The organism is Thioclava sp. GXIMD4215 (genome assembly GCF_045291555.1).
Taxonomy (GTDB): Bacteria; Pseudomonadota; Alphaproteobacteria; order Rhodobacterales; family Rhodobacteraceae; genus Thioclava; species Thioclava litoralis.
Map to the genome: position 1 here is coordinate 845,358 of NZ_CP149515.1, position 21,494 is coordinate 866,851.

Here is a 21,494-nt window from a genome sequence, read left to right on the forward strand (position 1 = left end):
AGATGACTGAAACAGCATCGAGCCAAACCTCGTCCGAGATCGAACTTCTGTCTTTCCGCTTGGCAGACGAAGAATATAGCGTCGATATCATGTCTGTGCGCGAGATCCGTGGATGGACGCGTGCAACCCCTCTGCCGCATGCCCCGCCGCATGTGCGTGGTGTCATCAACCTGCGCGGCACAGTGCTGCCGGTGGTGGATTTGTCCGTCCGTTTGGGCATGAGCCCGGTAGAAGGCGATGCGCGTAACGTGATCATTGTGGTCCAGTTCGGCAACCAGACCGCAGGGCTGCTTGTCCATGCCGTATCGGATATTCTCTCGATCCCGCGCGAAGAGCTGCAACCGCCGCCGGATCTTGCTGCAGATATGTCGCATAGCTTCATTTCGGCACTGACCATTGTGGAAGGACGTATGATCCGCGTCTTGGATCTCGCCACGGTTCTGCCCGAAGATACCGCGGAAGCCGCATGAACGCACTAACCCCCAATATTCCCCAGACGACCCCTAGCGAGAAAGAACTGGCAGAAATTGCCGCGATTCTTATGGCGCATGCGGGAATCGTCCTGGCACCGGGAAAGGGCTCGATGGTCCAATCTCGGCTACAGAAACGGCTTCGTGCTCTGGGGCTGAACTCCTACCGTAGCTATATCGACCTCGTCAGCAGTCAGGACGGCCTGAGCGAACGTCAGGAGATGATTTCTGCCCTGACCACGAATGTGACGAATTTCTTCCGAGAAAATCATCATTTCGAAACGTTGAAGACAACGGCTCTGCCTCAGTTGTTGGCCTCGCGCGGCAAAAGGCTCCGTATCTGGTCGGCGGGCTGCTCCAATGGTCAGGAAGCCTATTCGATCTTGATGACTGCGGCAGAATCCGTCCGAGATTTCGACCAGTCCGATATCCGGCTTCTGGCAACCGATATCGATCCGGTCATGATCCGACGTGGCACTGCGGGCGTCTATTCTGAGACTATTCTAGAAGCCGTTCCCGGCCCTCTTCAGAAAAAGTACTTTCAGAAGCACGGAGAAGATTTTCAGGTTCTAGACAGGTTGCGCAATCGCGCAGCCTTCCGCGAGCTAAATATCCATTCGGATTGGCCAATGAAAGGCCAGTTTGACATCATCTTCTGTCGGAACATGATGATCTATTTTTCTCCAGAAGCCCAAAACCTTCTGTGGAAACGTTTTGAAAAAATCCTTGCTCCGGGCGGCTGGCTTTTTGTTGGCCATTCCGAGCGGGTTCCGCTGGACACGGGCAGCAAACTCCTGCCGGCCGGAATCACCACTTATCGACTCCCCGAAACGGGTTAATGAAGGAGGCCACAAATGGCATTGCGAGACCAACTTAAAGTCATGGTGGTCGATGATATGTCCACAAGCCGCGGCCTGATCCTACAGGCGCTGGACGCTATGGGTATTCGCCAGGTGGGCTATGCAGTCGATGGCCCGGGCGCATTGAGCATTCTGGAGAAAACTCCGGTCCACCTTGTCATCTCGGACTATAACATGCCGGGAATGGACGGGCTGCAGCTGCTTCATGCGATCCGTAAAAATCCGAAGACCCAGCGTAGCGGCTTCATTCTGATCACGGGTCGTGCGGATAAAGAGATCATCGAGAACGGCAAGAAGCTTGGCATGAACAACTTCATCAAGAAGCCGTTCCAGCCGCAAGATCTTCGCAACTGCATCGAGGCCGTTGTGGGGCGCCTATGATCACCAGCACCGCACAGGAAACCATTCCGCCAAAGCATCAAGACCTGCCTCTTGATGCGTTGGCAGCCCGTGTTGGCGACGAGCTGGAAACTCTGGCACGTCTTTCCGCCGATGTTCAGAAAGCGATTTCGGAATGCGAATTTTCCGAACATACGCGGGCCGAGGCGATCCGGGGGATGCAAGGCATCGACCGGATCACACAATCGCTCGAAGATCTTGGTCGCCTGATGGCGGCGGTCTCGGGGGAAATGCCGGAGGGCGTGAAACTTCACGCCGTTCCGATCCTGTCCCGTCTGCGACTTCACGAGCTGATCACAAATCTCAATCCTTCCCAGGACCGGATCGTGCTCAGCCATGAAGAAGCCGATGGCGAAATCGAGTGGTTCTAAGCGGAGCAACCCGCTTAGAACGATCTCTGGATTATTTCCGTTTGCCAAACGCTTCGGCCAAGGCAGACCCTAAAGCCCCAGTGGAACCGGTTTTGGGAGAATCCCCGGTCCCTTTGCGGGATCGATATGCGTTCTGTTGATCGCGCGCAGGCTTGCCCTCTTTCGCGGCGGCGGCTTCCGGCTTGGCATCCCGACGCATACTCAACCCGATACGTTTACGGGCAATATCAACTTCGGTCACCATGACCTTGACCACATCACCCGCTTTCACCACTTCATGCGGGTCCTTAACGAACCGGTCTGCCAACTGGCTGACATGCACAAGCCCATCCTGATGAACGCCGATATCCACAAAGGCTCCGAAAGCGGCGACATTGGTCACGGTCCCCTCAAGGCGCATTCCGGGGCGCAGGTCCGAAATTTCTTCAATCCCGTCTGCAAAACTCGCGGTTTTGAAATCCGGACGCGGATCACGCCCCGGCTTTTGTAGCTCTGCCAGAATATCGTGGATAGTTGGAAGGCCGAACCCGTCACGCAGGAAATCTTCGGCCCGGATCATACGCAAAGCGGCCTCATTACCCATGACCGAACGCAGATCGCGCCCGCAGGCTTTTACGATATCGCGCGCGATGTCATAGGCTTCCGGGTGCACCGCCGAGGCATCCAGAGGTTCTTTCCCGTCGCGAATGCGCAAGAAACCGGCGGCTTGCTCGAAAGCGCGCGGCCCCAGTCGGGCGACTTTCAAAAGGTCTTTACGCGCGGAAAATGCCCCGTTTGTTTCCCTATGGGACACAATCGCCTCGGCCAAAGCGGGCCCGAGCCCCGACACATGCGACAAAAGCGCCGCCGACGCCGTGTTCAGGTCAACGCCCACCGCGTTCACGGCATCTTCCACGACCCCTTCCAGCGAGCGCCCCAAACGGTGCTGGTCCACATCATGCTGATACTGCCCGACGCCGATACTTTTGGGTTCGATCTTGACCAGCTCGGCCAGCGGATCCTGCAGGCGTCGCGCAATAGAAACTGCTCCCCGCAGGCTCACATCCAGATCCGGAAACTCCCGCGCAGCCAGTTCCGAGGCGGAATAGACGGAAGCGCCTGCCTCGGAGACAATAACCTTTGTCGGAACAGGCTGCCCCTTGGGCAGACGTTTGAGAACATCCAGCACCAACCGCTCGGTCTCGCGCGAGGCGGTGCCATTGCCAATCGCGATCAATTCGATCTTATGTTTCATCATCAGGGCCAAAAGCGCGGCTTCCGCCCCCCGCAGATCATTTTTCGGCTGGAACGGGTAAATCGTTGTGCTCTCGAGCAGTTTGCCGGTGGCATCGATAGCGGCCACTTTCACGCCTGTCCGAATCCCCGGGTCCAGCCCCAATGTCGCGCGCGCGCCAGCAGGAGCCGCCAGAAGCAGATCCTTGAGATTGCGGGCAAATACCGAGATCGCCTCCTCTTGCGCCCGCGTCCGCAAATCCCCCAGAAGGTCCAGCATCATCGACAGGGACAACTTGACCCGCCATGTCCATGCAGCGGCCTGACGCAACCAATGCGCCCCCGCGCCATGCCCCCGCAGATTGAGCGACGCGGCAATCATCTCTGCGGGCCGGTCGGCCACGGTTTCTTCGGGCAGGATATCAAGCGTGATCACCCCCTCATTCGAGGCCCGCAACATAGCCAGAGCGCGATGCGACGGCGCCGTCTGCCATTTCTCGCTGTGATCGAAATAATCCGAAAACTTCGCGCCCTTGTCGGCCTGCCCGTCCACAAGCTTCGCCCGCAAGACCGCATTCTGATGCATCCAGTCGCGCAACCGTCCCAGAAGCGCGGCATCCTCCGTCAGACGCTCGCCCAGAATGTCACGCGCGCCGGTCAAAGCCTCTTTGACAGTTGGCACAGCCTCGTTGAGATACGCGGCCGCCACTGTCTCGGGGTCCGCGCCATGGTCGGCCAAAATCGCATCAAGCAAGGGTTCAAGACCGTTCTCGCGCGCAATCATCGCCTTGGTGCGGCGTTTTTTCTTATAGGGGAGGTAAAGATCTTCCAGCTCTGCCTTGGTCTGGGCGCGCGCGATCTGCAGTGCCAGATCATCGCCAAGCTTCCCCTGTTCCGCGATGGATTTCACAATCGCCGCACGCCGCGTTTCCATATCGCGCAGGTAGATCAGCCGGTCGGAGAGCAGACGCAGCTGTGTATCATCCAGCCCCCCCGTCGCCTCTTTACGATACCGCGCGACAAAAGGCACGGTCGCGCCCTCGTCCAGCAGCTTGACCGCGGCCACCACCTGTTCGGGGCGGGCAGAAATATCACTGGCGATCTGGCGGGATATGCGGAGTTCGGGGTCCAAGGCTTCCTCCATGCGTCTTAGGCAGTCTTCTCGGAAGAAGGGGTCTATCCCCGATCCGGCCAGCCGCCAAGGGGGATTGCATCCGCGCAAGGCCGACCGGCTCGGTTTTGCCGATCACAGCCTCAGGCAAAGCGCCCCGAACGCGCCAGCACCTCGATCTGGTATCCATCGGGATCGGCCACAAAGAAGAACCGCGCAATCGACGTGCCCGCCGGTGCGAAATCAACGATGTTGCGGGGGGCAAAGCCTTCGGCCTCGAAACGCGCGTGTTCCGCATCGAGATCGGCCACCGTCACCGCCAGATGGCCATAGCCGGTCCCCAGATCATAGGGCGTGCCCTGCCCCTTGTTCACCGTCAATTCCAGTTCGAATTCCGTTTCGGAATTCGACAGATAGACCAGCGTGAATTCCGGAAACTCGAGCCGCTCCACCAGTTCAAGCCCGAAAGCCCGATGGTAGAAGTCACGCGATTTCCTCTCATCCGTCACGCGGATCATGGAGTGGACCAGTTTTGCCATTTCAAACCCTTTTGCTACGAGGTGGTTGCGCGCGCCGTCCCGCGTTCAGAGGCCGGCGTTCAGATATAGCCGAAGCGCGCGCGGCGACGCCAGTCGAAGACCGTGACACAGAACAGAAGCAGCCCGCCAAAACTCAGCGCAGCCCCCACATAGCCCGAAACCGGATAATCATAGCCCGCCGTCAAGGCTTTGGCGGCAAGAAACGGCCCCAGCGCATTGGCCAGATTGAAGGCCGCGTGATGGAGGGCCGCGGCAAGTTGCTGGGAGTCACGCGCCACATCCATCAGGCGGATCTGCAACGGCATAGAGACCCCGCTAAGAAGGCCCAACAGCAGCACACAGACCGCATAGCTGCCCAGATGGCTGGTGGCCGACGGATAGGCCAGCAACAGAAGCGTCCCCACCGTCAGGCTGAAAAAGGCGGTCGCGGTGTGGCTGCGGTCAGACGCCCAGCCATAGATCATCGTGAAAATCGTCATCCCGATCCCCGCCAGCGCCAGAATGAAGGGCACGTAAGTGGCCGGAAGATGCATGCTGTCCGTCGTGGTGGAGGCGAGATAGGTATAGACCGAGAAAAACCCTCCAAACCCGATAGCGCCGGTCGCCAATGTCAGCCAGACCTGCGTGTTTTTCAGCGCCCCCAACTCCTTGAGCGGGCTGGCATTCGGGTCCACGGGCACGCGCGGGGCCGCCAGAAAGACCGAGATCGCGGTCATCAACGAAATCGCGCCGACCAGCAGGAAGCTCCAGCGCCAGCCCACCGTCTGCCCCAATATATTGGCCATCGGCACGCCAAGCGTAGTGGCGATGGTCAGCCCCAGAAACATCTTGGACACAGCCGCCGCACGTTTTTCTTTGGGGACAGCCGCCGCGATCACCAGCGCGCCCACGCCGAAATAGGCCCCATGCGGAAGCCCTGACAGAAACCGCATCGCCATGAAGCTGCCGAAATTGGGAGCAAGGGCCGAGAGCATGTTGAACACCGCAAAAGCAACCATCAGCCATGTCAGCATCAGACGCCGCCGCACCTTGGCCCCGATCACTGCCAGCGTCGGCGCACCGATCACCACTCCCAGCGCATAGGCGCTGATGGCATCCGCCGCACGCGAGGCATTCACCCCGAGTTCCTTCGAGAAATAGGGCAGCAGCGCCATCGAGGCGAATTCCGTCGTACCAATGGCAAAGCCCCCGAGCGCCAAGGCCAGAATAATCAATCTCGGCGACGCCTTGAAGACGGGCGGTTCGGCCCCCTGCAGCGGGCCAGCCGTTGAAGAGTGTTCGATGCTCATGAGATGGGTCCTAGCATTGGAGGGAGAAGCCAGCGGGCCTTTATGTGCCTAGTATGGAGCATGTGGAAAAAGAACAAGCGACCGACATGATTTTATGTATGCGCTCATTGCAAGCCCGCTTGCAATCGGGCGCAAAGACGGGTTCGGCACAAAAAAACGGCGGTCCGGAAACCGCCGTTCTGCAAGGTCAGTTTGCAGCCCCCCAGTCAGGCAGGCCAGGACCTGCGAGATCACACACCGTCATCGATCGGGAAGAAACTATCGGAGCGCGCGCGGTGCCAGCGCGACAGATAGCCGAATTTATCCTCTTCCTCGCGCAGCAGGAAGCCTTCGGGCATATAAGGATACACCTCGCTGCCCACCACCATCTGCCGGTCCTTCTCGCGCATCATCAGGTGATGGGGCAGGAATTTCGACGGATGGTCCAGCCCCGCAGCGCCAGTCATTTCCTTGAGGGCTTTCATCGTGTTGCGATGGAAATTCGCGACCCGCGTCGCCTTATCTTCAACCACAAGCGCCTTCTGGCGACGGGCGTCCTGCGTGGCCACCCCGACCGGACAGCGGTTGGTATGGCAGGCCTGCGCCTGAATACAGCCAATCGCGAACATGAAGCCCCGTGCCGAGTTGCACCAATCCGCCCCGAGCGCCAGCGTGCGGGCAATATCAAAGCTGGAAATGATCTTGGCAGAGGCCCCGATCCGGATCTTGTCACGCAGCCCCGCACCACGCAGCGCGTTGTGGACAAATGTCAGCCCTTCGACAAGCGGCATGCCCAGACGGTTGGCAAATTCCAGCGGTGCCGCCCCGGTGCCGCCCTCCTTGCCATCGACCACGATGAAATCGGGGGTAATGCCGGTTTCGATCATCGCCTTGATCATGCACATGAATTCGCGGCGGTGACCAACACAGAGTTTGAAGCCCACAGGTTTTCCGCCCGAAAGATCGCGCAGCGTCTTGATAAATTCGCACAGCTCGATCGGCGTCGAGAACGCCGAATGCGAGGCAGGCGAGACACAATCCTGATCCATCGGGATATCACGTGCCTCGGCAATCTCGGGCGAGATTTTCGCCGCCGGCAACATCCCGCCATGACCGGGCTTGGCACCCTGGCTGAGCTTGATCTCGATCATCTTGACCTGCGGGTCCTGCGCGCGCTGCGCGAAGGTCTCGGGATTGAAGCTGCCATCATGATTGCGGCAACCGAAATAGCCCGAGCCGATCTCCCAGATCAGATCGCCGCCGCCCGCGCGGTGATAGCGCGAAATCGACCCCTCACCGGTGTCATGGGCAAAGCCCCCCAGCTTCGCACCGGTATTGAGCGCCTGAATGGCATTGGCAGACAGGGCCCCGAAAGACATGGCGGAGATATTGTAGATCGAGGACGAATAGGGCTGCGTGCAATCCGGCCCGCCGATTGTCACACGGAAATCATGGCTCTGGATATGGCGCGGCTGCACCGAGTGGGTGATCCACTGATAGCCGGAATCATAGACCCGCTGCTTGGTGCCGAAAGGCCGCGCATCTTCGACATTCTTGGAACGCTGATAGACAAGCGACCGTTCCTCGCGCGAAAAGGGTTCTTCGTCCTGATCCGCCTCGATCAGATATTGCCGGATCTCGGGACGGATACTTTCCAGCAGATAGCGCATATGCCCCATGATCGGGTAATTGCGCAGCACCGCATGGCGTGTCTGGCGCACGTCATAGCAGCCCACAAGGAAAAGCGCGCCGAAGATCACGAGGGGCAACCAGAAAATCCCGTGAAAAGGCACCCCGAACAGCGATAACAGCGCAAGGGCACCGCAAACAATCATCGGTGTAAAGCGGCTGACATCTCTCGAATGCATGGCTTGCTCTCCTGTAAAGCGCATTTCTTGGGGCTATAGCCGAGTTTAATATGGGAGTGTAACCGGAAACTTACCGACACAACGGATCACAAACTGGTTCCCGAAGGCACAAGCCCGCGCAAGGCAATCAGTTCGGTCAGGACATGGGCACCGGCAATCGCGGTGGCCCCCGTGGTGTCATAGGGGGGCGAGACCTCGACCACATCCCCGCCAACCAGCATCAGCCCGCGCAAGCCGCGCAGGATCTCGGCCGCCTGCCAGCTTGCCAGCCCGCCCCAGACCGGCGTCCCCGTCCCCGGTGCAAAGGCCGGATCAAAGCAGTCGATATCGAAGGTGATATAGCACGGACGCCTGCCCACGACCTGCTTGATCTTGGTGATTACCGCCTCCAGCCCTTTGCGATGCACGAAAGGCGCGTCAAGGATCGTCACCCCCAGCGTATCGGGATTGTCGGTGCGGATCCCGACAGAGACCGAAGCCTTCGGGTCCACCAGCTTTTCCTTGATCGCCTTATACAGAAACGTGCCGTGATCAATCCGTGCCGGATCGTCATCGACCCATGTGTCGCTATGCGCATCGAACTGGATCAGCGCAATCGGGCCATAGATCTCGGCCACGGCGCGCAGGATCGGCAGGGTCACATAATGGTCGCCGCCCATCGACAATGGCGTCACCCCCGCCGCAAGAATGCCGCGCAGATGCTCGGTGATCCGTGCAGGCGTCTGTGCGACATTGGCATAATCGAACGCCAGATCGCCATAATCGACTATACTCAGGGTAGAGAACGGGTCATAGCCCCAGCCATAGGGCGCATCGAAGGCCTGCAGCGTCGAGGCCTCGCGGATGGCCCGCGGCCCGAACCGCGCCCCCGGCCGATTGGTCACCGCCTGATCGAAGGGGATGCCGGTCACCGCCACATCGACCCCGACAAGATCCTTGCTATAGCGCCTGCGCAGAAAGCTGGTCGCGCCGCCAAAGGCGTTCTCATAGCTCAGGCCACGCCGCTTCTGTCTGGTAAAGGCCTCATCGACCTGTGTCTTGGCATCCTCTAGCGCCATCCGTGCCTCCCTGTTTCAACCACGCCTTCAAGGCGTGACGCCATGTCATGCACAGGTCAAGCCCCGTCCGGCCATAATCCGCACAGCCAAGCCCGTGCGTAAAGATGGGTTTCGGTTATATGATCTATGTCAAATCGCACAAATCAGAAACAGGTTAAGGTCCGCGCAACTTAGGAGGGAATATGCGACTTACAATCCGTACCAATCTGGCAATGCGCACTTTGATGTTCTGTGCCATCAATGCCGGTCGGACCGTGCGAAAATCGGAAATTGCGGAGAATTGCAACGCCTCCGAAAACCATCTCGCTCAAGTGATCAACACCTTGTCGCAGCGCGGCTTTATCGAGACGCGGCGCGGGCGTGCCGGCGGCATGCAGCTTGCGCGTCCGGCAGCCGAAATCTCGGTCGGCGAGGTCTTCCGCAGCTTCGAGGGCGGCCTGCCCTTTGCCGAATGTTTTGACGAAGGCTCGAACACCTGCCCGCTGCGCGACGGCTGCATGCTGCGCAACGCGCTGAGCAAGGCACTCGAAGCCTTCTTCGCCGAGCTGGATCGCTACAATCTGGCCGACCTTGTCGAAAACAACGACAAGCTTGAAAAGATCCTGCTGCTGCCCAATGCGATGCCCCATGTCACCGCCTGCAGCCCGCGGATCTCGGCGCTGCACTAAGCCTGTCTTGCGGAGCAGGCTCCCCCCCTGTTCCGCAGGCCCGCCCCGGCGGGTCCTTCGCGCATGTCCCTTGGCAGGGAGAGCCGGGCCCATAAAAAAAGCCGCCTCGACCGAGGCGGCTTTTTCATGTGATGGCGGAAGAAATCAGCCCACCAGCTCGAGGCCGGAGAAGAAGAACGAGATTTCTTGCGCTGCGGTTTCGGGCGCGTCCGAACCGTGCACCGAGTTCTCGCCGACCGACAGGGCGTATTCCTTACGGATAGTGCCTTCTGCCGCATCCGCGGGATTGGTTGCGCCCATGACTTCGCGGTTTTTCAGGATGGCACCTTCGCCTTCGAGAACCTGAACAACAACCGGCTCGGATGCCATGAATTCGCACAGTTCGCCGTAGAAGGGACGCTCTTTGTGGACTTCATAGAACTTGCCGGCTTGGTCCATCGACAGTTTGATGCGCTTTTGTGCGACGATGCGGAGACCCGCTTCTTCGAACTTGGCGTTGATTTTGCCGGTCAGGTTGCGGCGGGTTGCGTCGGGTTTGATGATCGACAGCGTGCGTTCGATAGCCATAGTCAGCTCTTTCCATTGCATCTTGCCCGCGCGGGGAGACCGGGGGCGATTGAGAATATCGCCTGCCTGCTATCATGGGCATCCGCGCTTGAAAAGCCCCGGCAACCGCTCTTGCCCCGCTTCCCGACCCGAAAACGTGACGTTTTCTGAAGACGGCGCATTACGGCGGCTTGAAACCCGCCAGACAGCGCCTTATATCGATCAATGTTCGGGGCTTGCTCCGGACTATGGACATAAACGCGCATGTAATACACGGCTCGGACCCGGGGGCGGTACCCGGCGGCTCCACCATATATCCTTTCGTTTGGGATCACGGGGCCGAAATAGGATCGACGAACGTCTAAAGATGTAGCTTTGTCTCGGTGAGATACCACCGTTATCGGTTCACAAAGTACAATTGCAAACGACAATCGTGCTCCGGTGGCTCTGGCTGCGTAAGCAGCTCGGGTACCGAAACCTAACTCCTTGCGTTTAGCGACGTAAGGCGGGGCCCGCAGGAGCCTGGCAACAGAATCCTGCACCTCTCCCCCAAAATCGCGTTTTGGCCCTGCCCTTCCTGCCATCGTCGCACATGGCATCATCACACATGGCATCGACGGTTTGTTTTGGACAACGCAGCCATAAATTGTAGGATGTAGCATATATTATGCTTGAGGGGTGTGTTGTTAACCCAGCTTCAAGTTGTAGCTGATGTAACTCTTTCCATAAGAACGTTTGGGGGAGATATGGCAGACAAACTCGATCTGTACCGGCAGTTTCTGGAAGAAGTCTGGGCGAACGGGCGCGTCGAGCGCCTGCCCGCCTTCGTGACGGATGCCACAGAATCACACGGCCTCATCACCGATGTCTGCATGACCCGCGACGATCTCGAGGATCTGGTGCCCGCCCTGCGCGCCCTGCTTGACGCGATCCAGCACGACATTCTGTACTCCTATGAAAACGGCCGTTTTTTACATGTGATGATGCGCGTCAGCGGGCTTTCGAAATCCTCCGGTGAGACGGTCGCCTTTACCGGCCAGTCCCTGATCGAATTCGACGGGGACAAGATTGCCGGATCACAGGATCACTACGATCTGATCGGGTTGTTCAGCCAACTCGGCTTCTTACCCAAGGACACTGTCGAACTCTGTCTCTCCAGCGAGAAGATTTCGTAAGATTTCTCGCGTCTAAAGCACCTTGGACGCAAGAGTGCCCCTTTCCAACGGTCGTAAAACCCCTATGGTGAGGGAACACCTGCCAAGGTATGGAAGGACAAGGAATGACCCGCAGCATCGATTATGGCAACCTGATGCATCGCGCAATGCGAAGCCTGATAAAGGAGGTGCTTTCGGATGTGGCCGAAAACGGCCTTCCGGGCGCGCACCATTTTTTCATCACCTTCGACACGCGGGCGGATGGCGTTGAAATGGCGGATTGGCTGCATTCGCGTTATCCTGAAGAAATGACCGTGGTCATCCAGCACTGGTTCGACAATCTCAATGTCGATGATGACGGTTTCGGCGTGACGCTGAATTTCGGCAACAATCCCGAGCCGCTCTATATTCCCTATGACGCGATCCAGACCTTCGTCGATCCCAGTGTCGAATTCGGCCTGAGATTCGAAACCCAGGACTCCGAGGAAGAGGACGCGCCGGAAGAGGATGGCGATGACGATCCGCCGCCCGCAGGCGACCGCCCCGAGGCCGAAGTTGTCAGCCTCGACAAGTTCCGCAAGTCCTGAGCGGACGCGGATCGGCATGACCGTCCGGCGCAGATCACAGGCCGCCCTTCAGGGGGCGGCTCTTTTGTTATGTTAGCGCCCGTATACTGGCGCATACCGTTTGCATTCCCCCGTTCCAGCCCTTAGACAAAACGGCGTTGACGGCTGGCCGGTTTCATGGCCAGAGCTGGTTATTACGGAGGCCCACTATGACCGCGACCCGTACCGAGACCGATAGCTTCGGTCCGCTGGAAGTTCCCGCAGATAAATACTGGGGCGCGCAGACGCAGCGCTCGATCATGAATTTCCCGATTGGCTGGGAAAAGCAGCCCGTGCCGATCATCCGCGCGCTTGGCGTGATCAAGAAAGCCTGCGCGATGGCCAATAAGGCCAATGGTTCGATGGATGCGAAAATCGCCGATGCGATCATCGCCGCCGCCAGCGAAGTGATTGACGGCAAGTTCGACGACAACTTCCCGCTGGTCGTCTGGCAGACCGGCTCGGGCACCCAGTCGAACATGAACGCCAACGAGGTCATCTCGAACCGCGCGATCGAGATGCTGGGCGGCGAGATGGGTTCGAAAAAGCCTGTCCACCCCAATGACCACTGCAACATGGGGCAATCCTCCAACGACACCTTCCCGACCGCGATGCATGTCGGTATCGCCATGTCGGCGCGTGATGTGCTGCTGCCCGGCCTGACGAAACTGGCCGAAGCGCTGGAGGCGAAATCCGCAGCCTTCAAGGATATCATCAAGATCGGCCGCACCCATACGCAGGATGCGACCCCTCTGACCCTTGGTCAGGAATTCTCGGGCTATGCGCATCAGGTCCGCAAGGGCATTGCACGTGTCGAGGCCTGCCTTGGTGACATCTACGAACTGGCGCAGGGCGGCACCGCTGTTGGCACCGGTCTGAACACCAAGAAAGGCTGGGGCGAAGCGGTTGCGGCGAATATGGCCGAGATCACCGGCCTGCCCTTCGTGACGGCTCCGAATAAATTCGAAGCTCTGGCAGCCCATGATGCGATGGTCATGTTCTCGGGCGCGCTCAACACGGTTGCGGCCTCGCTCTTCAAGATCGCCAATGACATCCGGCTTCTGGGCTCGGGCCCGCGTTGCGGTCTGGGCGAGCTGATCCTGCCGGAAAACGAGCCGGGTTCCTCGATCATGCCGGGCAAAGTGAACCCGACGCAGGCCGAAGCGCTGACCATGGTTTGCGCCCATGTCATGGGCAATAATGCCGCTGTTGGCTTTGCGGGCTCTCAGGGCCATTTCGAGCTGAACGTCTACAACCCGATGATGTCCTATAACGTGCTGCAATCCATGCAGCTTCTGGGCGACTCGGCCTCGGCCTTCACCGATAATATGGTGGCCGGTATCGAAGCCAACGAGCCGCGCATCGAGAAGCTCCTGCATGAATCGCTGATGCTGGTCACCGCGCTTGCGCCGACCATCGGTTATGACAACGCCACCAAAGTTGCCAAAACCGCGCATAAAAACGGCACCACGCTGAAGCACGAAGCCATCGCGCTTGGTTTCGTGGACGAGAAGACCTTTGACGAGGTTGTCCGTCCCGAGCTGATGATCGGCCCGCATGACTGATCGGCCACCGGCAGTCTGATCTTTGAAGGGCGGCTTTCGGGCCGCCCTTTTGCGTATTCCCTTTCCAATACTGATTTCCATGACCAAACCCCCGCCTGTTCCGGGACCTGTCCCGAGGCTTATCCCGAAGCTTGTCCCGAAGCTTGTCCTGGCGATAGGCTGTGCGATCACCCTGCCCGCCTATACGAAGATCATGGCCCGCATAGGCTCCGGCACCCCGCCCGCAATGGCCGCAACAGCGCAACAGGCCGATCTGGTGGTGGTCTCGAAGCCCGACCGGCAGATGGTGCTGATGCGACAGGGGCAGATCCTCAAACGCTATCCGGTCACCTTCGGCGCGCATTGGCAGGATGGCCCGAAACAGGTCGAGGGCGACGAGCGTACGCCCGAAGGCAGCTATCACATCGACTGGCGCAACTCTCAATCAATGGCCCATCTCAGCCTGCATATCTCTTATCCCGATGCGACAGATCGCGCGCGGGCGGCTGCGGCGGGCCATGATCCGGGCGGCAATATCATGATCCACGGGCTGCCCAATGGATGGGGCGCTTTGGGGCGGTTGCATAGGTTGTGGAACTGGACGGATGGCTGCGTTGCGGTGACCAATGCCCAGATGGAGGAGATCTGGTCCCTGGTGCCGAATGGCACGCGGGTCGTGCTATCGGATGCCGCGACAGATCGGATCGTGGCAGCGCACCGGCCACAGCCATGATCGCGCCACTGTTTCGCACATGGCGCTATCCGGCCTTCTGGGGGCTACTGTTTTTGGCGCAACTTCTCTGGGGGGCCGTCAGCTTTGCAGTCGCGGCTTACCAGAATATGGGCCAGAATATGGACCATATCACACTGCTTGCGGCTTTCATGGGCATGAACAGCGTCAGTGAGACCCTGATGGCACAGGCGATGCTCTGGCTGTGCCTGCGGCCCTTTTCCTGCTACCGGAACTCTGGCTCTATTATGCGCTGCGCCATTACTACCCCTCTTTCCGCAACCCGCGTGCGGTGACGGTGCTGGCCGGAACAGCGGGGTTTGTGATATGTGTGACGGTGCTGGCCCTGCGGCAAACTCCGCCACAGTCCCCCGCCTTCCTCCTTTTCAGATGCCTTTCCATCCTATGGCCAGCCCCCGCTTTGGCCTTCTGGATCTTTCCTGTCGGGCGACACTAAAAGAGGCGGCATTTCTGCCGCCTCTTCCAACCCTGTCTCCAGTGACCAGGGTTTACTTATTGTCGATCTGTTTCTGGTCTTCCTTCAGCTCCAGCCACATCGCATTCATGACGGCGAAAATGGCGGCCAGCGGCAGGCCCAAGATCCATGCGAAATACCACATCTGTCTGTTCCTTTTCTCAGTAGACCGAATGCGAGTTATTGGTGATCTCGTCTTCGGTGACCTTACCCCAGAGCACCTTATAGACCCAGCTCGTATAGGCGATGATGATCGGCACGAAGATCACCGCACAGACCAGCATGATGAAGAGGGTCAGATGCGAGGAGGACGAGTTCCACACCGCCAGCGACGAATTCAGCGCGCTGCTCGAGGGCATGATGAAGGGGAACATCGTCAGGCCGACCGAAGAGATCACGCCCAGCACCGACACGCCCGATAGCAGCATGGTCGACACCTCACGCCCCGCTTTCAGCCCCAGATAGGTGAGCAAGGCGCAAACGATCCCCAAAGCCGGTGCAATCACGATCCACGGACGCTCGCCATAGGCGGTCAGCCAGGTCGAGGAGCGTTCGACGGTGAAGTAGAGCGGATTGGACGGACCGTCGGTGACCACATCTCCGGCAAAGGTGAAGCCCGGAATGAAGGCCAGCCAGATACCGGCCAGCACATAGGCTGCCACAGCCACCAGCGCGGCTTTGGACCCGATGGCACGCGCACGGGCGGCCACATCGCCTTCGGCCTTGAGGTTCACCCATGCGCCGCCATGCATGATCAGCATGGACAGCGAGACCACCCCTGCCAGAAGCGAGAAGGGATCCAGCAGACCGATGAACTTGGTATACCACGCGCCTTCATAGACGGTGTGCAGGTCATCGGTCAGGTGGAACGGCACGCCCTGGATCACGTTGCCCACGGCCACACCGAAGAGCAGGGCCGGAACCGCACCCGAGATGCACAGCGCCCAGTCCCAGTTACGGCGCCATGTCACGCTGTCGCGTTTGGAGCGGTATTTGAAGGCCACGGGGCGCACGATGAAGGAGGCAAGCACCACGAACATCGCCAGATAGAAGCCCGAGAAGCTGACCGCATAAAGCGGCGGCCAAGCGGCGAAGATCGCGCCACCGCCCAGAATGAACCAGACCTGGTTGCCTTCCCAGACGGGGCCTACGGTGTTGATCACCACGCGGCGCTCGGTATCGGTGCGGGCGATGAAGGGGATCATCGCAGCCGTTCCCATATCGAACCCGTCAGTGGCCGCGAAGCCGATCAGCAAGATGCCCAGCAGCACCCACCAGATCACCCGCAAGATGTCATAGCTGATTAAATCATGAAGGATCATAGCAATTTACTCCGCAGGTTCCGCGATGGCATCGGCATGGCCTCTGCCGCTCAGACGTGCCCGATGGGCCTCCATCCAGCTTTCGGTTTCCGCGACATCCTCATGCGGGCCTTTGCGGATATATTTCAGCATCAGACCCATCTCGATGATGAACAGCACCGTGTAGAAAAGGATGAACCCGGCAATGGTCATCAGCAGTTCGGTGGCCGAAAGCGACGAGACCGAAAGCGCGGTGGGCAGGATACCGTCCACAGTCCACGGCTGACGCCCGAACTCGGCCACGAACCACCCCATTTCGGCGGCAATCCACGGCGCGGGGATCATCCAGACGGCGACATGCAGCATCGGGCGCGGATAGTTCATCCCCTTGAAGGACGCGCGGTAGAACATATAGGCCATCGTGCCGATGAACAGGAAGCCAAGCGCTGCCATCACACGGAAGGCCCAGAAAAGCGGCCAGACGGTGGGAACGGTATCATTGGCGGCCTGCTTGATCTGCGCGTCGGTCGCCTGACGCGGATCGTCGATATATTTCTTCAGCAGGAAGGCATAGCCCAGATCGGCGGAGTGATCCTCGAAGGTTTTCATCACCTCGGGCGCTGTGGCGGCGCGGTCCTGACGGACCGTCATCAGCGCATCATAGGCGATCAGACCGTTGCGGATGCGTTCTTCCGAGGTTTTCACCAGATCCGCGATACCGGGGATCGGCGTATTCAGCGAGCGTGTACCGATCAGGCCCATCACATAGGGAATATGGATGGCGTAATGGGTTTCGCGCGCAGTCTGGTCGGGGAAGCCGAAGGCGGTGAACGGTGCGGGTGCCGGTTCGGTTTCCCACATCCCCTCGATCGCGGCCAGTTTCATCCGCTGGGTATGGGTGGCGTTATAGCCCGACTCGTCGCCCAGAAGCACGACCGACAGCGCCGAAGCCAGACCGAAGGCCGCAGCCACGGTGATCGACCGACGGGCAAGCTCGGTATGGCGCCCGCGCAGCAGATACCATGCCGAGACACCGATCACGAAGACCGACGCCGTCACATAGCCCGCCGAAACGGTATGGACGAATTTCGCCTGAGCCACCTCGTTGAACAGCACCTCGAAGAAATTCACCATTTCCATACGCATGGTCATCGGATTGAATTCGGCACCCACGGGGTTCTGCATCCAGCCATTGGCGATCAGGATCCACAGCGCCGAGAAGTTCGACCCGATGGCGACAAGCCATGCCACGACGCAATGCGCGATCTTCGACATCTTGTTCCAGCCAAAGAAGAACAGGCCGACAAAAGTGGCTTCGAGGAAGAACGCCATCAGGCCTTCAATGGCCAGCGGGGCGCCGAAAATATCGCCCACATAATGGCTGTAATAGCTCCAGTTCATACCGAACTGGAATTCCATGGTGATGCCGGTGGCAACCCCAAGGGCAAAGTTGATCCCGAACAAAAGGCCCCAGAATTTGGTCATCTGGCGCCAGATCGGGCGGTTGGTCATCACATAGACCGTCTCCATGATCGCCACGAGGATCGACAGACCCAGCGTCAGCGGCACGAAGAGGAAGTGATACATCGCAGTCATGGCAAATTGAAACCGTGACAGCTCGACGATACCGAAATCCATATCCTCAGCTCCTAGCGGGAAAGATGAGTTTCCCATTCGCGTTTTTCGATATGAGCGACCTACGCCTGTTGCGGAGGGCGCTCCTTGATCTGCGTCAAAAAGTAGAAATCAAATGCCTGTTTCGATTTTTACGGTTTTATCGGCGAAAACAACCTCAGATTGCCTATGAGAAGCCATTATGATGGTAGAGTGTAAAAGGTAATCACGAATGCCTTTTAAAACCTCGGCGGCGGTCTTCTGGTCCAGCCCTTCGGTGGGTTCGTCCAGCAAGAGCACCTCCGGCCTGCGCAGAATCGCGCGGGCAAGCGCCACGCGCCGCGCCTCGCCCCCCGAAAGCCCCTCGCCCCGCGCCCCGATCCGCATCTGCAACCCGCCCCGCGCGACACTCACCCGCTCGAGCGCGCAGGCCCGCAGCGCGGCCTGCATATCCTCGGGGGTGATCGTCTCGCAGCCCAGCCGCAGATTGTCTTCCAGAGTGCCCGCAATCAGCGCGCTGCGCTGTGGCACCAGCACCACCGATGCCCGCAGCGCGGCCTCGTCCAATGTGGCAATCGCAGTGCCGTTCAGCCGCATCTCCCCCGACGCCACCGGCAACAAACCGGCCAGCGCAAGAAGGACGGTGCTCTTGCCGCCGCCGCTCGGAGCCGTCAGCGCCACCGTCTCGCCCTGCGCCGCCGTCAGGGAAAGGTCGCGAACCACCGGCAGACGGGTGCCCGGACGCGCGATCGACACCCGCTCCAGCACCACTCGCGGGCCGGTCCGTGCGACAGGCGCCCCCCCCGCAGGCCGCACCGGATCCGCCGCCGAAACGCCAATCTGGACACGCACCCGATGTGCAGCCATCCGCATCCGCCCCAGATCGGGGGCCAGACGACGCAGCGGGGCCAGAGTCTCGGCCAGTCCCAGCGCGGCGAAAAATCCAAGCGAGGCAAAGGCGGGCGCGAAGTCTCCGGCACTGACCGCCGCCACGCCCAGCCCCAGCGCCCCTGCCGCGATGCCCTGTGTCAGAAGGTTGAGCAGCACCCCGACCCGACGCTCTGCCGCATCCTGCCCCTGTGCGCCCGCCGCCTGACGGATCTCGGCCCCGCCAACGCGCGCGGCCTGTTCGGGCAACCGCCCATAGACCGCCAGATCGCGCCTTGCGCGGATCATATCGATCAGCGCGCTGCGAAAGTCCTGACTGGCCCTCTCGCGCGCGGTGCCCCCCTGCGCGGCCAGACGCGCCGCCACACTCAGGATCAGCCCGCCCCCCAGCACATAGCCCAGTGAAATCCATGCCGCGATCTGCCCGCCCAGCAGCCAGTGCAGCCCCAGATAGACCACCAGATGCGTCGCCAGCGCCGCCATGACCGGCAGGAACAGCCGCAACGATACCCCGTCCAGCGCATCGACATCCGCCGTCAGCCGGTTGAGCGCCTGCGCCCCCCTGATCCGCGTCATACGGCCAAAGGAGGCCCCCAGAAAGCTGCGCAGGATATCGGCCCGCAGATGCTCCAGCCCGCGCAGCGTCGCATCATGGGTCAGCAGCCGTTCCCCATAGCGCCCCGCCGCTCGTCCGAGAGCCAGAAACCGCACCAGTGCCGAAGGGCGGAACACGTCGAACATCGCCCCCATACCGGCAAGCCCTGCTGCTGCCGCCGCCACGATGAACCAGCCCGACAGACCCAATAGCGCCGCCCCCATGAACAGCACCACAAAGCTCAGCCCCCCCCCACGGATCATCGCCCAGCGATGCGCCCGCAACAGACGCCAGAAAATGGCCAAGAGATCTTTCATAGCCCATCCTCCAACCGGATGATCCGGTCCATACGCTGCGCAAGCGCCATATCATGGGTGGCCACCAGCACCCCCATCCCCCCGGCATGGGCGGCCAGAATCCCGTCGCTGACCAGTCGCGCCGTCTCTTCGTCAAGATCGGCGGTCGGCTCGTCGGCCAGAAGCAGATCGGGGGTGCGCGCCAATGCACGCGCCAGCATGATCCGCCGCGCCTCCCCGCCGGACAAACCGCCACCGGTTTCCCCCAGCGTGGTCTCGAGCCCTTCCGGCAGCGCGCGCACCACATGGGCCACGCCCGCCCGTTCCAGCGCCGGCCAAGGGTCGGCTCCTTCCGGTAGCATCAGGCTGTCGCGCAGGCTACCCGACAGGAAATGCGGAGTTTGCGGCATCCAGCCCAGCCGCGCCCGCCAGCCATCGGCCCGCTCGGGCACAAGGGCCTGTCCGGCCACATCGATCCGGCCTGCATCGGGCTGCAAGATCCCCGCCACCAGCCGCAGCAACGTGGTTTTTCCAGAACCGGACGGCCCCACCAGCGCCACACTCTCGCCCGGGGACAGGTGCAGATCGGGCAAGGCGCGCCCATGCACCACCAGCCCCGTCGCCGCAATCTGGCAGCGCCCCGCCACAGGGGTGGCCTGCCCCCCCGACCCGATCAGCGGGGCCGGACGGGCCTGCATCCAGTCCTCGATCTCGGCCCCGACCGCCTCGGCCGAGGCGCGGTCATGCCATGCCGCCGACAGGTCACGCAGCGGCTGGTAGAATTCGGGCGCAATCAACAGCAGAAAAATCCCCGCCTCGGGGCTCAGCGTTCGTCCCCATGTACCAAAGCCGATCTCGCCCAAAAGCGAGAAGCCGACAAACACCGCCACCATCGCCACACCGATCGCCGAGAAGAGTTCGAGCACGGTCGAGGACAGGAAGGCCACCCGCAGCACCGCCATCGTACGCTGGCGCAGGCGGCCTGTCTGGGCCTCGAACCCCGCCATCACCTGCTTTTGCGCCCCGAGCACGCGGATATCGAGCACCGCGCCCAGCCGTTCGACCAGCAGGTCGTTCAGGCTGCCGACCTCGTCGAGCTGGCGCATCGAGGCTTCCTTTGCAGCCATGCCTACCAGCGCCATGAACACCGGAATAAGCGGGCCCGAAATCGCAAAGATCACCGCCACCGCCCAAGAGGGCCACAGCGCCAGTGCCAGAAACAGCAAAGGCACCACGGCCACCCGAAACTGCGCGGGCATATAGCGGGTGATATAGGGCTTGAGCAGGTCCGTTTTCTCTGCCGCCAGCGCCGCAATCGCCCCCGCACCACCAAACGCGCTTTCTTCGCCGCAGGACGCTTCCTGCGCCACGATCTGCAGGCGCAACCGGTGCAGCACCTGATTGGCCGCCCGCTGCGCCATATGCTCGGCGGCCCATCCCAGCCCAGCACGCAGAGCCCCCAATGCCAGAAACACCAAAGCGGCGCGCAGCGGATCGGACGGCCTACCCAGCAGCAGCCCTCCCAGCACATGCGCCACAAGCAGCGCCTGAAGCGGCCAGACCAGCGCGGCCAACACCGACAGGCCGGACGCCGTCCGCAGCTGCCGCTGTTCCGGCATCATCAACGACCGCAGCAGCTTGCGCCCGCGCCGCGCACGGATCAGCGCCTCGTCCGCTGCGGGGGATGCCCCGCTTGCCTCGCCCGCCTCGCCCCTTGGTTCGCCCGTGAGCTCGCGCCCCGGTGCGCTCTGTGAGTGGCCCATCCTGTGCACCCCGTCCTCGCTTTGTTGCGTCCGGCTTTAACGGCAATCCGCAAAAGTCCATTTGATCTGCATCATTTCAACGGGAAAAAGCGCAGGCGCAATATATGTTTGCCCGCTGCAAGAGCGGCGGAAGCGGGCGCTATGGGTTGGGCCTTTTCA

At 60.5% G+C, this 21,494-nt stretch carries 21 protein-coding genes and 1 other RNA gene; 11 read left to right on the plus strand and 11 right to left on the minus strand.

Annotated elements, in window-relative coordinates; all coding sequences use genetic code 11:
- Nucleotides 1-2: 2 nt before the first annotated feature.
- The 4 genes from WDB86_RS04100 to WDB86_RS04115 are packed head-to-tail and all read left to right on the plus strand — an operon-like array spanning nucleotide 3 to nucleotide 2,100.
- Nucleotides 3-470, plus strand: a complete 468-nt coding sequence (locus WDB86_RS04100) for a chemotaxis protein CheW (protein WP_339107210.1) — start codon at nucleotides 3-5, stop codon at nucleotides 468-470.
- A complete protein-coding gene (locus tag WDB86_RS04105) occupies nucleotides 467-1,309 on the plus strand; it encodes a protein-glutamate O-methyltransferase (protein ID WP_339107209.1) in 843 nt (280 codons plus the stop codon). Before WDB86_RS04100 ends, WDB86_RS04105 begins: the two co-directional genes overlap by 4 nt.
- Before the next feature lie 15 nt (nucleotides 1,310-1,324).
- The gene (locus WDB86_RS04110; RefSeq protein ID WP_339107208.1) at nucleotides 1,325-1,711 is read left to right on the plus strand and encodes a response regulator; all 387 of its coding nucleotides are present in this window, start codon (nucleotides 1,325-1,327) and stop codon (nucleotides 1,709-1,711) included.
- Complete coding sequence (locus WDB86_RS04115; RefSeq protein ID WP_339107207.1) at nucleotides 1,708-2,100, plus strand: hypothetical protein; 393 nt, start codon at nucleotides 1,708-1,710, stop codon at nucleotides 2,098-2,100. The genes WDB86_RS04110 and WDB86_RS04115 overlap by 4 nt, the downstream gene beginning before the upstream one ends.
- 31 nt (nucleotides 2,101-2,131) lie before the next feature.
- Here the strand turns inward: WDB86_RS04115 and WDB86_RS04120 are convergent, their stop codons facing one another.
- The 5 genes from WDB86_RS04120 to speB form a co-directional block, all read right to left on the minus strand.
- Nucleotides 2,132-4,444, minus strand: a complete 2,313-nt coding sequence (locus WDB86_RS04120; RefSeq protein ID WP_406736704.1) for a Tex family protein — start codon at nucleotides 4,442-4,444, stop codon at nucleotides 2,132-2,134.
- Nucleotides 4,445-4,566: 122 nt separating this feature from the next.
- Complete coding sequence (locus WDB86_RS04125; protein WP_339107205.1) at nucleotides 4,567-4,962, minus strand: VOC family protein; 396 nt, start codon at nucleotides 4,960-4,962, stop codon at nucleotides 4,567-4,569.
- A gap of 59 nt (nucleotides 4,963-5,021) precedes the next feature.
- Complete coding sequence (locus WDB86_RS04130) at nucleotides 5,022-6,251, minus strand: MFS transporter (RefSeq protein WP_406720670.1); 1,230 nt, start codon at nucleotides 6,249-6,251, stop codon at nucleotides 5,022-5,024.
- A gap of 230 nt (nucleotides 6,252-6,481) precedes the next feature.
- The gene (locus tag WDB86_RS04135) at nucleotides 6,482-8,098 is read right to left on the minus strand and encodes an FMN-binding glutamate synthase family protein (RefSeq protein WP_339107203.1); all 1,617 of its coding nucleotides are present in this window, start codon (nucleotides 8,096-8,098) and stop codon (nucleotides 6,482-6,484) included.
- Between the two features lie 86 nt (nucleotides 8,099-8,184).
- Nucleotides 8,185-9,156: an agmatinase gene (gene speB, locus WDB86_RS04140; RefSeq protein ID WP_406736705.1), complete on the minus strand. Its 972-nt coding sequence runs from the start codon at nucleotides 9,154-9,156 to the stop codon at nucleotides 8,185-8,187.
- Nucleotides 9,157-9,338: 182 nt separating this feature from the next.
- Between speB and WDB86_RS04145 the strand changes: the two genes are divergently transcribed.
- On the plus strand, nucleotides 9,339-9,824 hold the full coding sequence (locus WDB86_RS04145; RefSeq protein WP_339107201.1) for an Rrf2 family transcriptional regulator: 486 nt from the start codon (nucleotides 9,339-9,341) through the stop codon (nucleotides 9,822-9,824).
- A gap of 144 nt (nucleotides 9,825-9,968) precedes the next feature.
- On the opposite strand, the gene ndk is transcribed toward WDB86_RS04145, so the two are convergent.
- On the minus strand, nucleotides 9,969-10,391 hold the full coding sequence (gene ndk, locus WDB86_RS04150; RefSeq protein ID WP_339107200.1) for a nucleoside-diphosphate kinase: 423 nt from the start codon (nucleotides 10,389-10,391) through the stop codon (nucleotides 9,969-9,971).
- A 166-nt stretch (nucleotides 10,392-10,557) separates the two neighbouring features.
- Here ndk and ssrA point away from each other — a divergent pair.
- The 6 genes from ssrA to WDB86_RS04180 all read left to right on the plus strand — a co-directional run bounded on the left by ssrA (nucleotide 10,558) and on the right by WDB86_RS04180 (nucleotide 14,699).
- Nucleotides 10,558-10,913, plus strand: a transfer-messenger RNA (tmRNA) gene (gene ssrA, locus WDB86_RS04155).
- A gap of 203 nt (nucleotides 10,914-11,116) precedes the next feature.
- On the plus strand, nucleotides 11,117-11,545 hold the full coding sequence (locus tag WDB86_RS04160; protein WP_339107199.1) for an ester cyclase: 429 nt from the start codon (nucleotides 11,117-11,119) through the stop codon (nucleotides 11,543-11,545).
- 104 nt (nucleotides 11,546-11,649) lie between these two features.
- Entirely contained in the window at nucleotides 11,650-12,111 is a 462-nt protein-coding gene (locus WDB86_RS04165; protein ID WP_406736706.1) for an SspB family protein, read from the plus strand.
- Nucleotides 12,112-12,299: 188 nt separating this feature from the next.
- Complete coding sequence (gene fumC, locus WDB86_RS04170) at nucleotides 12,300-13,694, plus strand: class II fumarate hydratase (protein WP_339107197.1); 1,395 nt, start codon at nucleotides 12,300-12,302, stop codon at nucleotides 13,692-13,694.
- A gap of 79 nt (nucleotides 13,695-13,773) precedes the next feature.
- Complete coding sequence (locus tag WDB86_RS04175) at nucleotides 13,774-14,406, plus strand: murein L,D-transpeptidase family protein (protein WP_406736707.1); 633 nt, start codon at nucleotides 13,774-13,776, stop codon at nucleotides 14,404-14,406.
- Nucleotides 14,403-14,699 (plus strand): hypothetical protein, encoded by a 297-nt coding sequence (locus WDB86_RS04180; protein ID WP_406736708.1) that lies wholly within the window; start codon nucleotides 14,403-14,405, stop codon nucleotides 14,697-14,699. The genes WDB86_RS04175 and WDB86_RS04180 overlap by 4 nt, the downstream gene beginning before the upstream one ends.
- A 213-nt stretch (nucleotides 14,700-14,912) precedes the next feature.
- On the opposite strand, the gene cydX is transcribed toward WDB86_RS04180, so the two are convergent.
- The 5 genes from cydX to cydD all read right to left on the minus strand — a co-directional run bounded on the left by cydX (nucleotide 14,913) and on the right by cydD (nucleotide 21,335).
- Nucleotides 14,913-15,023, minus strand: a complete 111-nt coding sequence (gene cydX / locus WDB86_RS04185; protein ID WP_339107194.1) for a cytochrome bd-I oxidase subunit CydX — start codon at nucleotides 15,021-15,023, stop codon at nucleotides 14,913-14,915.
- A 16-nt stretch (nucleotides 15,024-15,039) separates the two neighbouring features.
- On the minus strand, nucleotides 15,040-16,200 hold the full coding sequence (gene cydB / locus WDB86_RS04190) for a cytochrome d ubiquinol oxidase subunit II (protein WP_339107193.1): 1,161 nt from the start codon (nucleotides 16,198-16,200) through the stop codon (nucleotides 15,040-15,042).
- A gap of 6 nt (nucleotides 16,201-16,206) precedes the next feature.
- Nucleotides 16,207-17,817 (minus strand): cytochrome ubiquinol oxidase subunit I, encoded by a 1,611-nt coding sequence (locus tag WDB86_RS04195; RefSeq protein WP_339107192.1) that lies wholly within the window; start codon nucleotides 17,815-17,817, stop codon nucleotides 16,207-16,209.
- Between the two features lie 108 nt (nucleotides 17,818-17,925).
- Complete coding sequence (locus tag WDB86_RS04200; protein WP_406736709.1) at nucleotides 17,926-19,593, minus strand: amino acid ABC transporter ATP-binding/permease protein; 1,668 nt, start codon at nucleotides 19,591-19,593, stop codon at nucleotides 17,926-17,928.
- Entirely contained in the window at nucleotides 19,590-21,335 is a 1,746-nt protein-coding gene (gene cydD, locus WDB86_RS04205; protein ID WP_406736710.1) for a thiol reductant ABC exporter subunit CydD, read from the minus strand. Before cydD ends, WDB86_RS04200 begins: the two co-directional genes overlap by 4 nt.
- Nucleotides 21,336-21,494: the final 159 nt, after the last annotated feature.

Excerpts from the sequence above, each read along its gene's own strand:
- WDB86_RS04100 (WP_339107210.1), top strand. The coding sequence starts at position 3 with ATGACTGAAACAGCATCGAGCCAAACCTCGTCCGAGATCGAACTTCTG.
- WDB86_RS04135 (WP_339107203.1), bottom strand. The coding sequence starts at position 8,098 with ATGCATTCGAGAGATGTCAGCCGCTTTACACCGATGATTGTTTGCGGT.
- WDB86_RS04165 (WP_406736706.1), top strand. The coding sequence starts at position 11,650 with ATGACCCGCAGCATCGATTATGGCAACCTGATGCATCGCGCAATGCGA.
- WDB86_RS04105 (WP_339107209.1), top strand. The coding sequence starts at position 467 with ATGAACGCACTAACCCCCAATATTCCCCAGACGACCCCTAGCGAGAAA.
- WDB86_RS04160 (WP_339107199.1), top strand. The coding sequence starts at position 11,117 with ATGGCAGACAAACTCGATCTGTACCGGCAGTTTCTGGAAGAAGTCTGG.
- WDB86_RS04175 (WP_406736707.1), top strand. The coding sequence starts at position 13,774 with ATGACCAAACCCCCGCCTGTTCCGGGACCTGTCCCGAGGCTTATCCCG.
- speB (WP_406736705.1), bottom strand. The coding sequence starts at position 9,156 with ATGGCGCTAGAGGATGCCAAGACACAGGTCGATGAGGCCTTTACCAGA.
- WDB86_RS04180 (WP_406736708.1), top strand. The coding sequence starts at position 14,403 with ATGATCGCGCCACTGTTTCGCACATGGCGCTATCCGGCCTTCTGGGGG.
- WDB86_RS04115 (WP_339107207.1), top strand. The coding sequence starts at position 1,708 with ATGATCACCAGCACCGCACAGGAAACCATTCCGCCAAAGCATCAAGAC.
- WDB86_RS04125 (WP_339107205.1), bottom strand. The coding sequence starts at position 4,962 with ATGGCAAAACTGGTCCACTCCATGATCCGCGTGACGGATGAGAGGAAA.
- cydX (WP_339107194.1), bottom strand. The coding sequence starts at position 15,023 with ATGTGGTATTTCGCATGGATCTTGGGCCTGCCGCTGGCCGCCATTTTC.
- WDB86_RS04195 (WP_339107192.1), bottom strand. The coding sequence starts at position 17,817 with ATGGATTTCGGTATCGTCGAGCTGTCACGGTTTCAATTTGCCATGACT.
- WDB86_RS04145 (WP_339107201.1), top strand. The coding sequence starts at position 9,339 with ATGCGACTTACAATCCGTACCAATCTGGCAATGCGCACTTTGATGTTC.
- WDB86_RS04110 (WP_339107208.1), top strand. The coding sequence starts at position 1,325 with ATGGCATTGCGAGACCAACTTAAAGTCATGGTGGTCGATGATATGTCC.
- cydD (WP_406736710.1), bottom strand. The coding sequence starts at position 21,335 with ATGGGCCACTCACAGAGCGCACCGGGGCGCGAGCTCACGGGCGAACCA.
- ndk (WP_339107200.1), bottom strand. The coding sequence starts at position 10,391 with ATGGCTATCGAACGCACGCTGTCGATCATCAAACCCGACGCAACCCGC.
- WDB86_RS04130 (WP_406720670.1), bottom strand. The coding sequence starts at position 6,251 with ATGAGCATCGAACACTCTTCAACGGCTGGCCCGCTGCAGGGGGCCGAA.
- WDB86_RS04200 (WP_406736709.1), bottom strand. The coding sequence starts at position 19,593 with ATGAAAGATCTCTTGGCCATTTTCTGGCGTCTGTTGCGGGCGCATCGC.
- cydB (WP_339107193.1), bottom strand. The coding sequence starts at position 16,200 with ATGATCCTTCATGATTTAATCAGCTATGACATCTTGCGGGTGATCTGG.
- fumC (WP_339107197.1), top strand. The coding sequence starts at position 12,300 with ATGACCGCGACCCGTACCGAGACCGATAGCTTCGGTCCGCTGGAAGTT.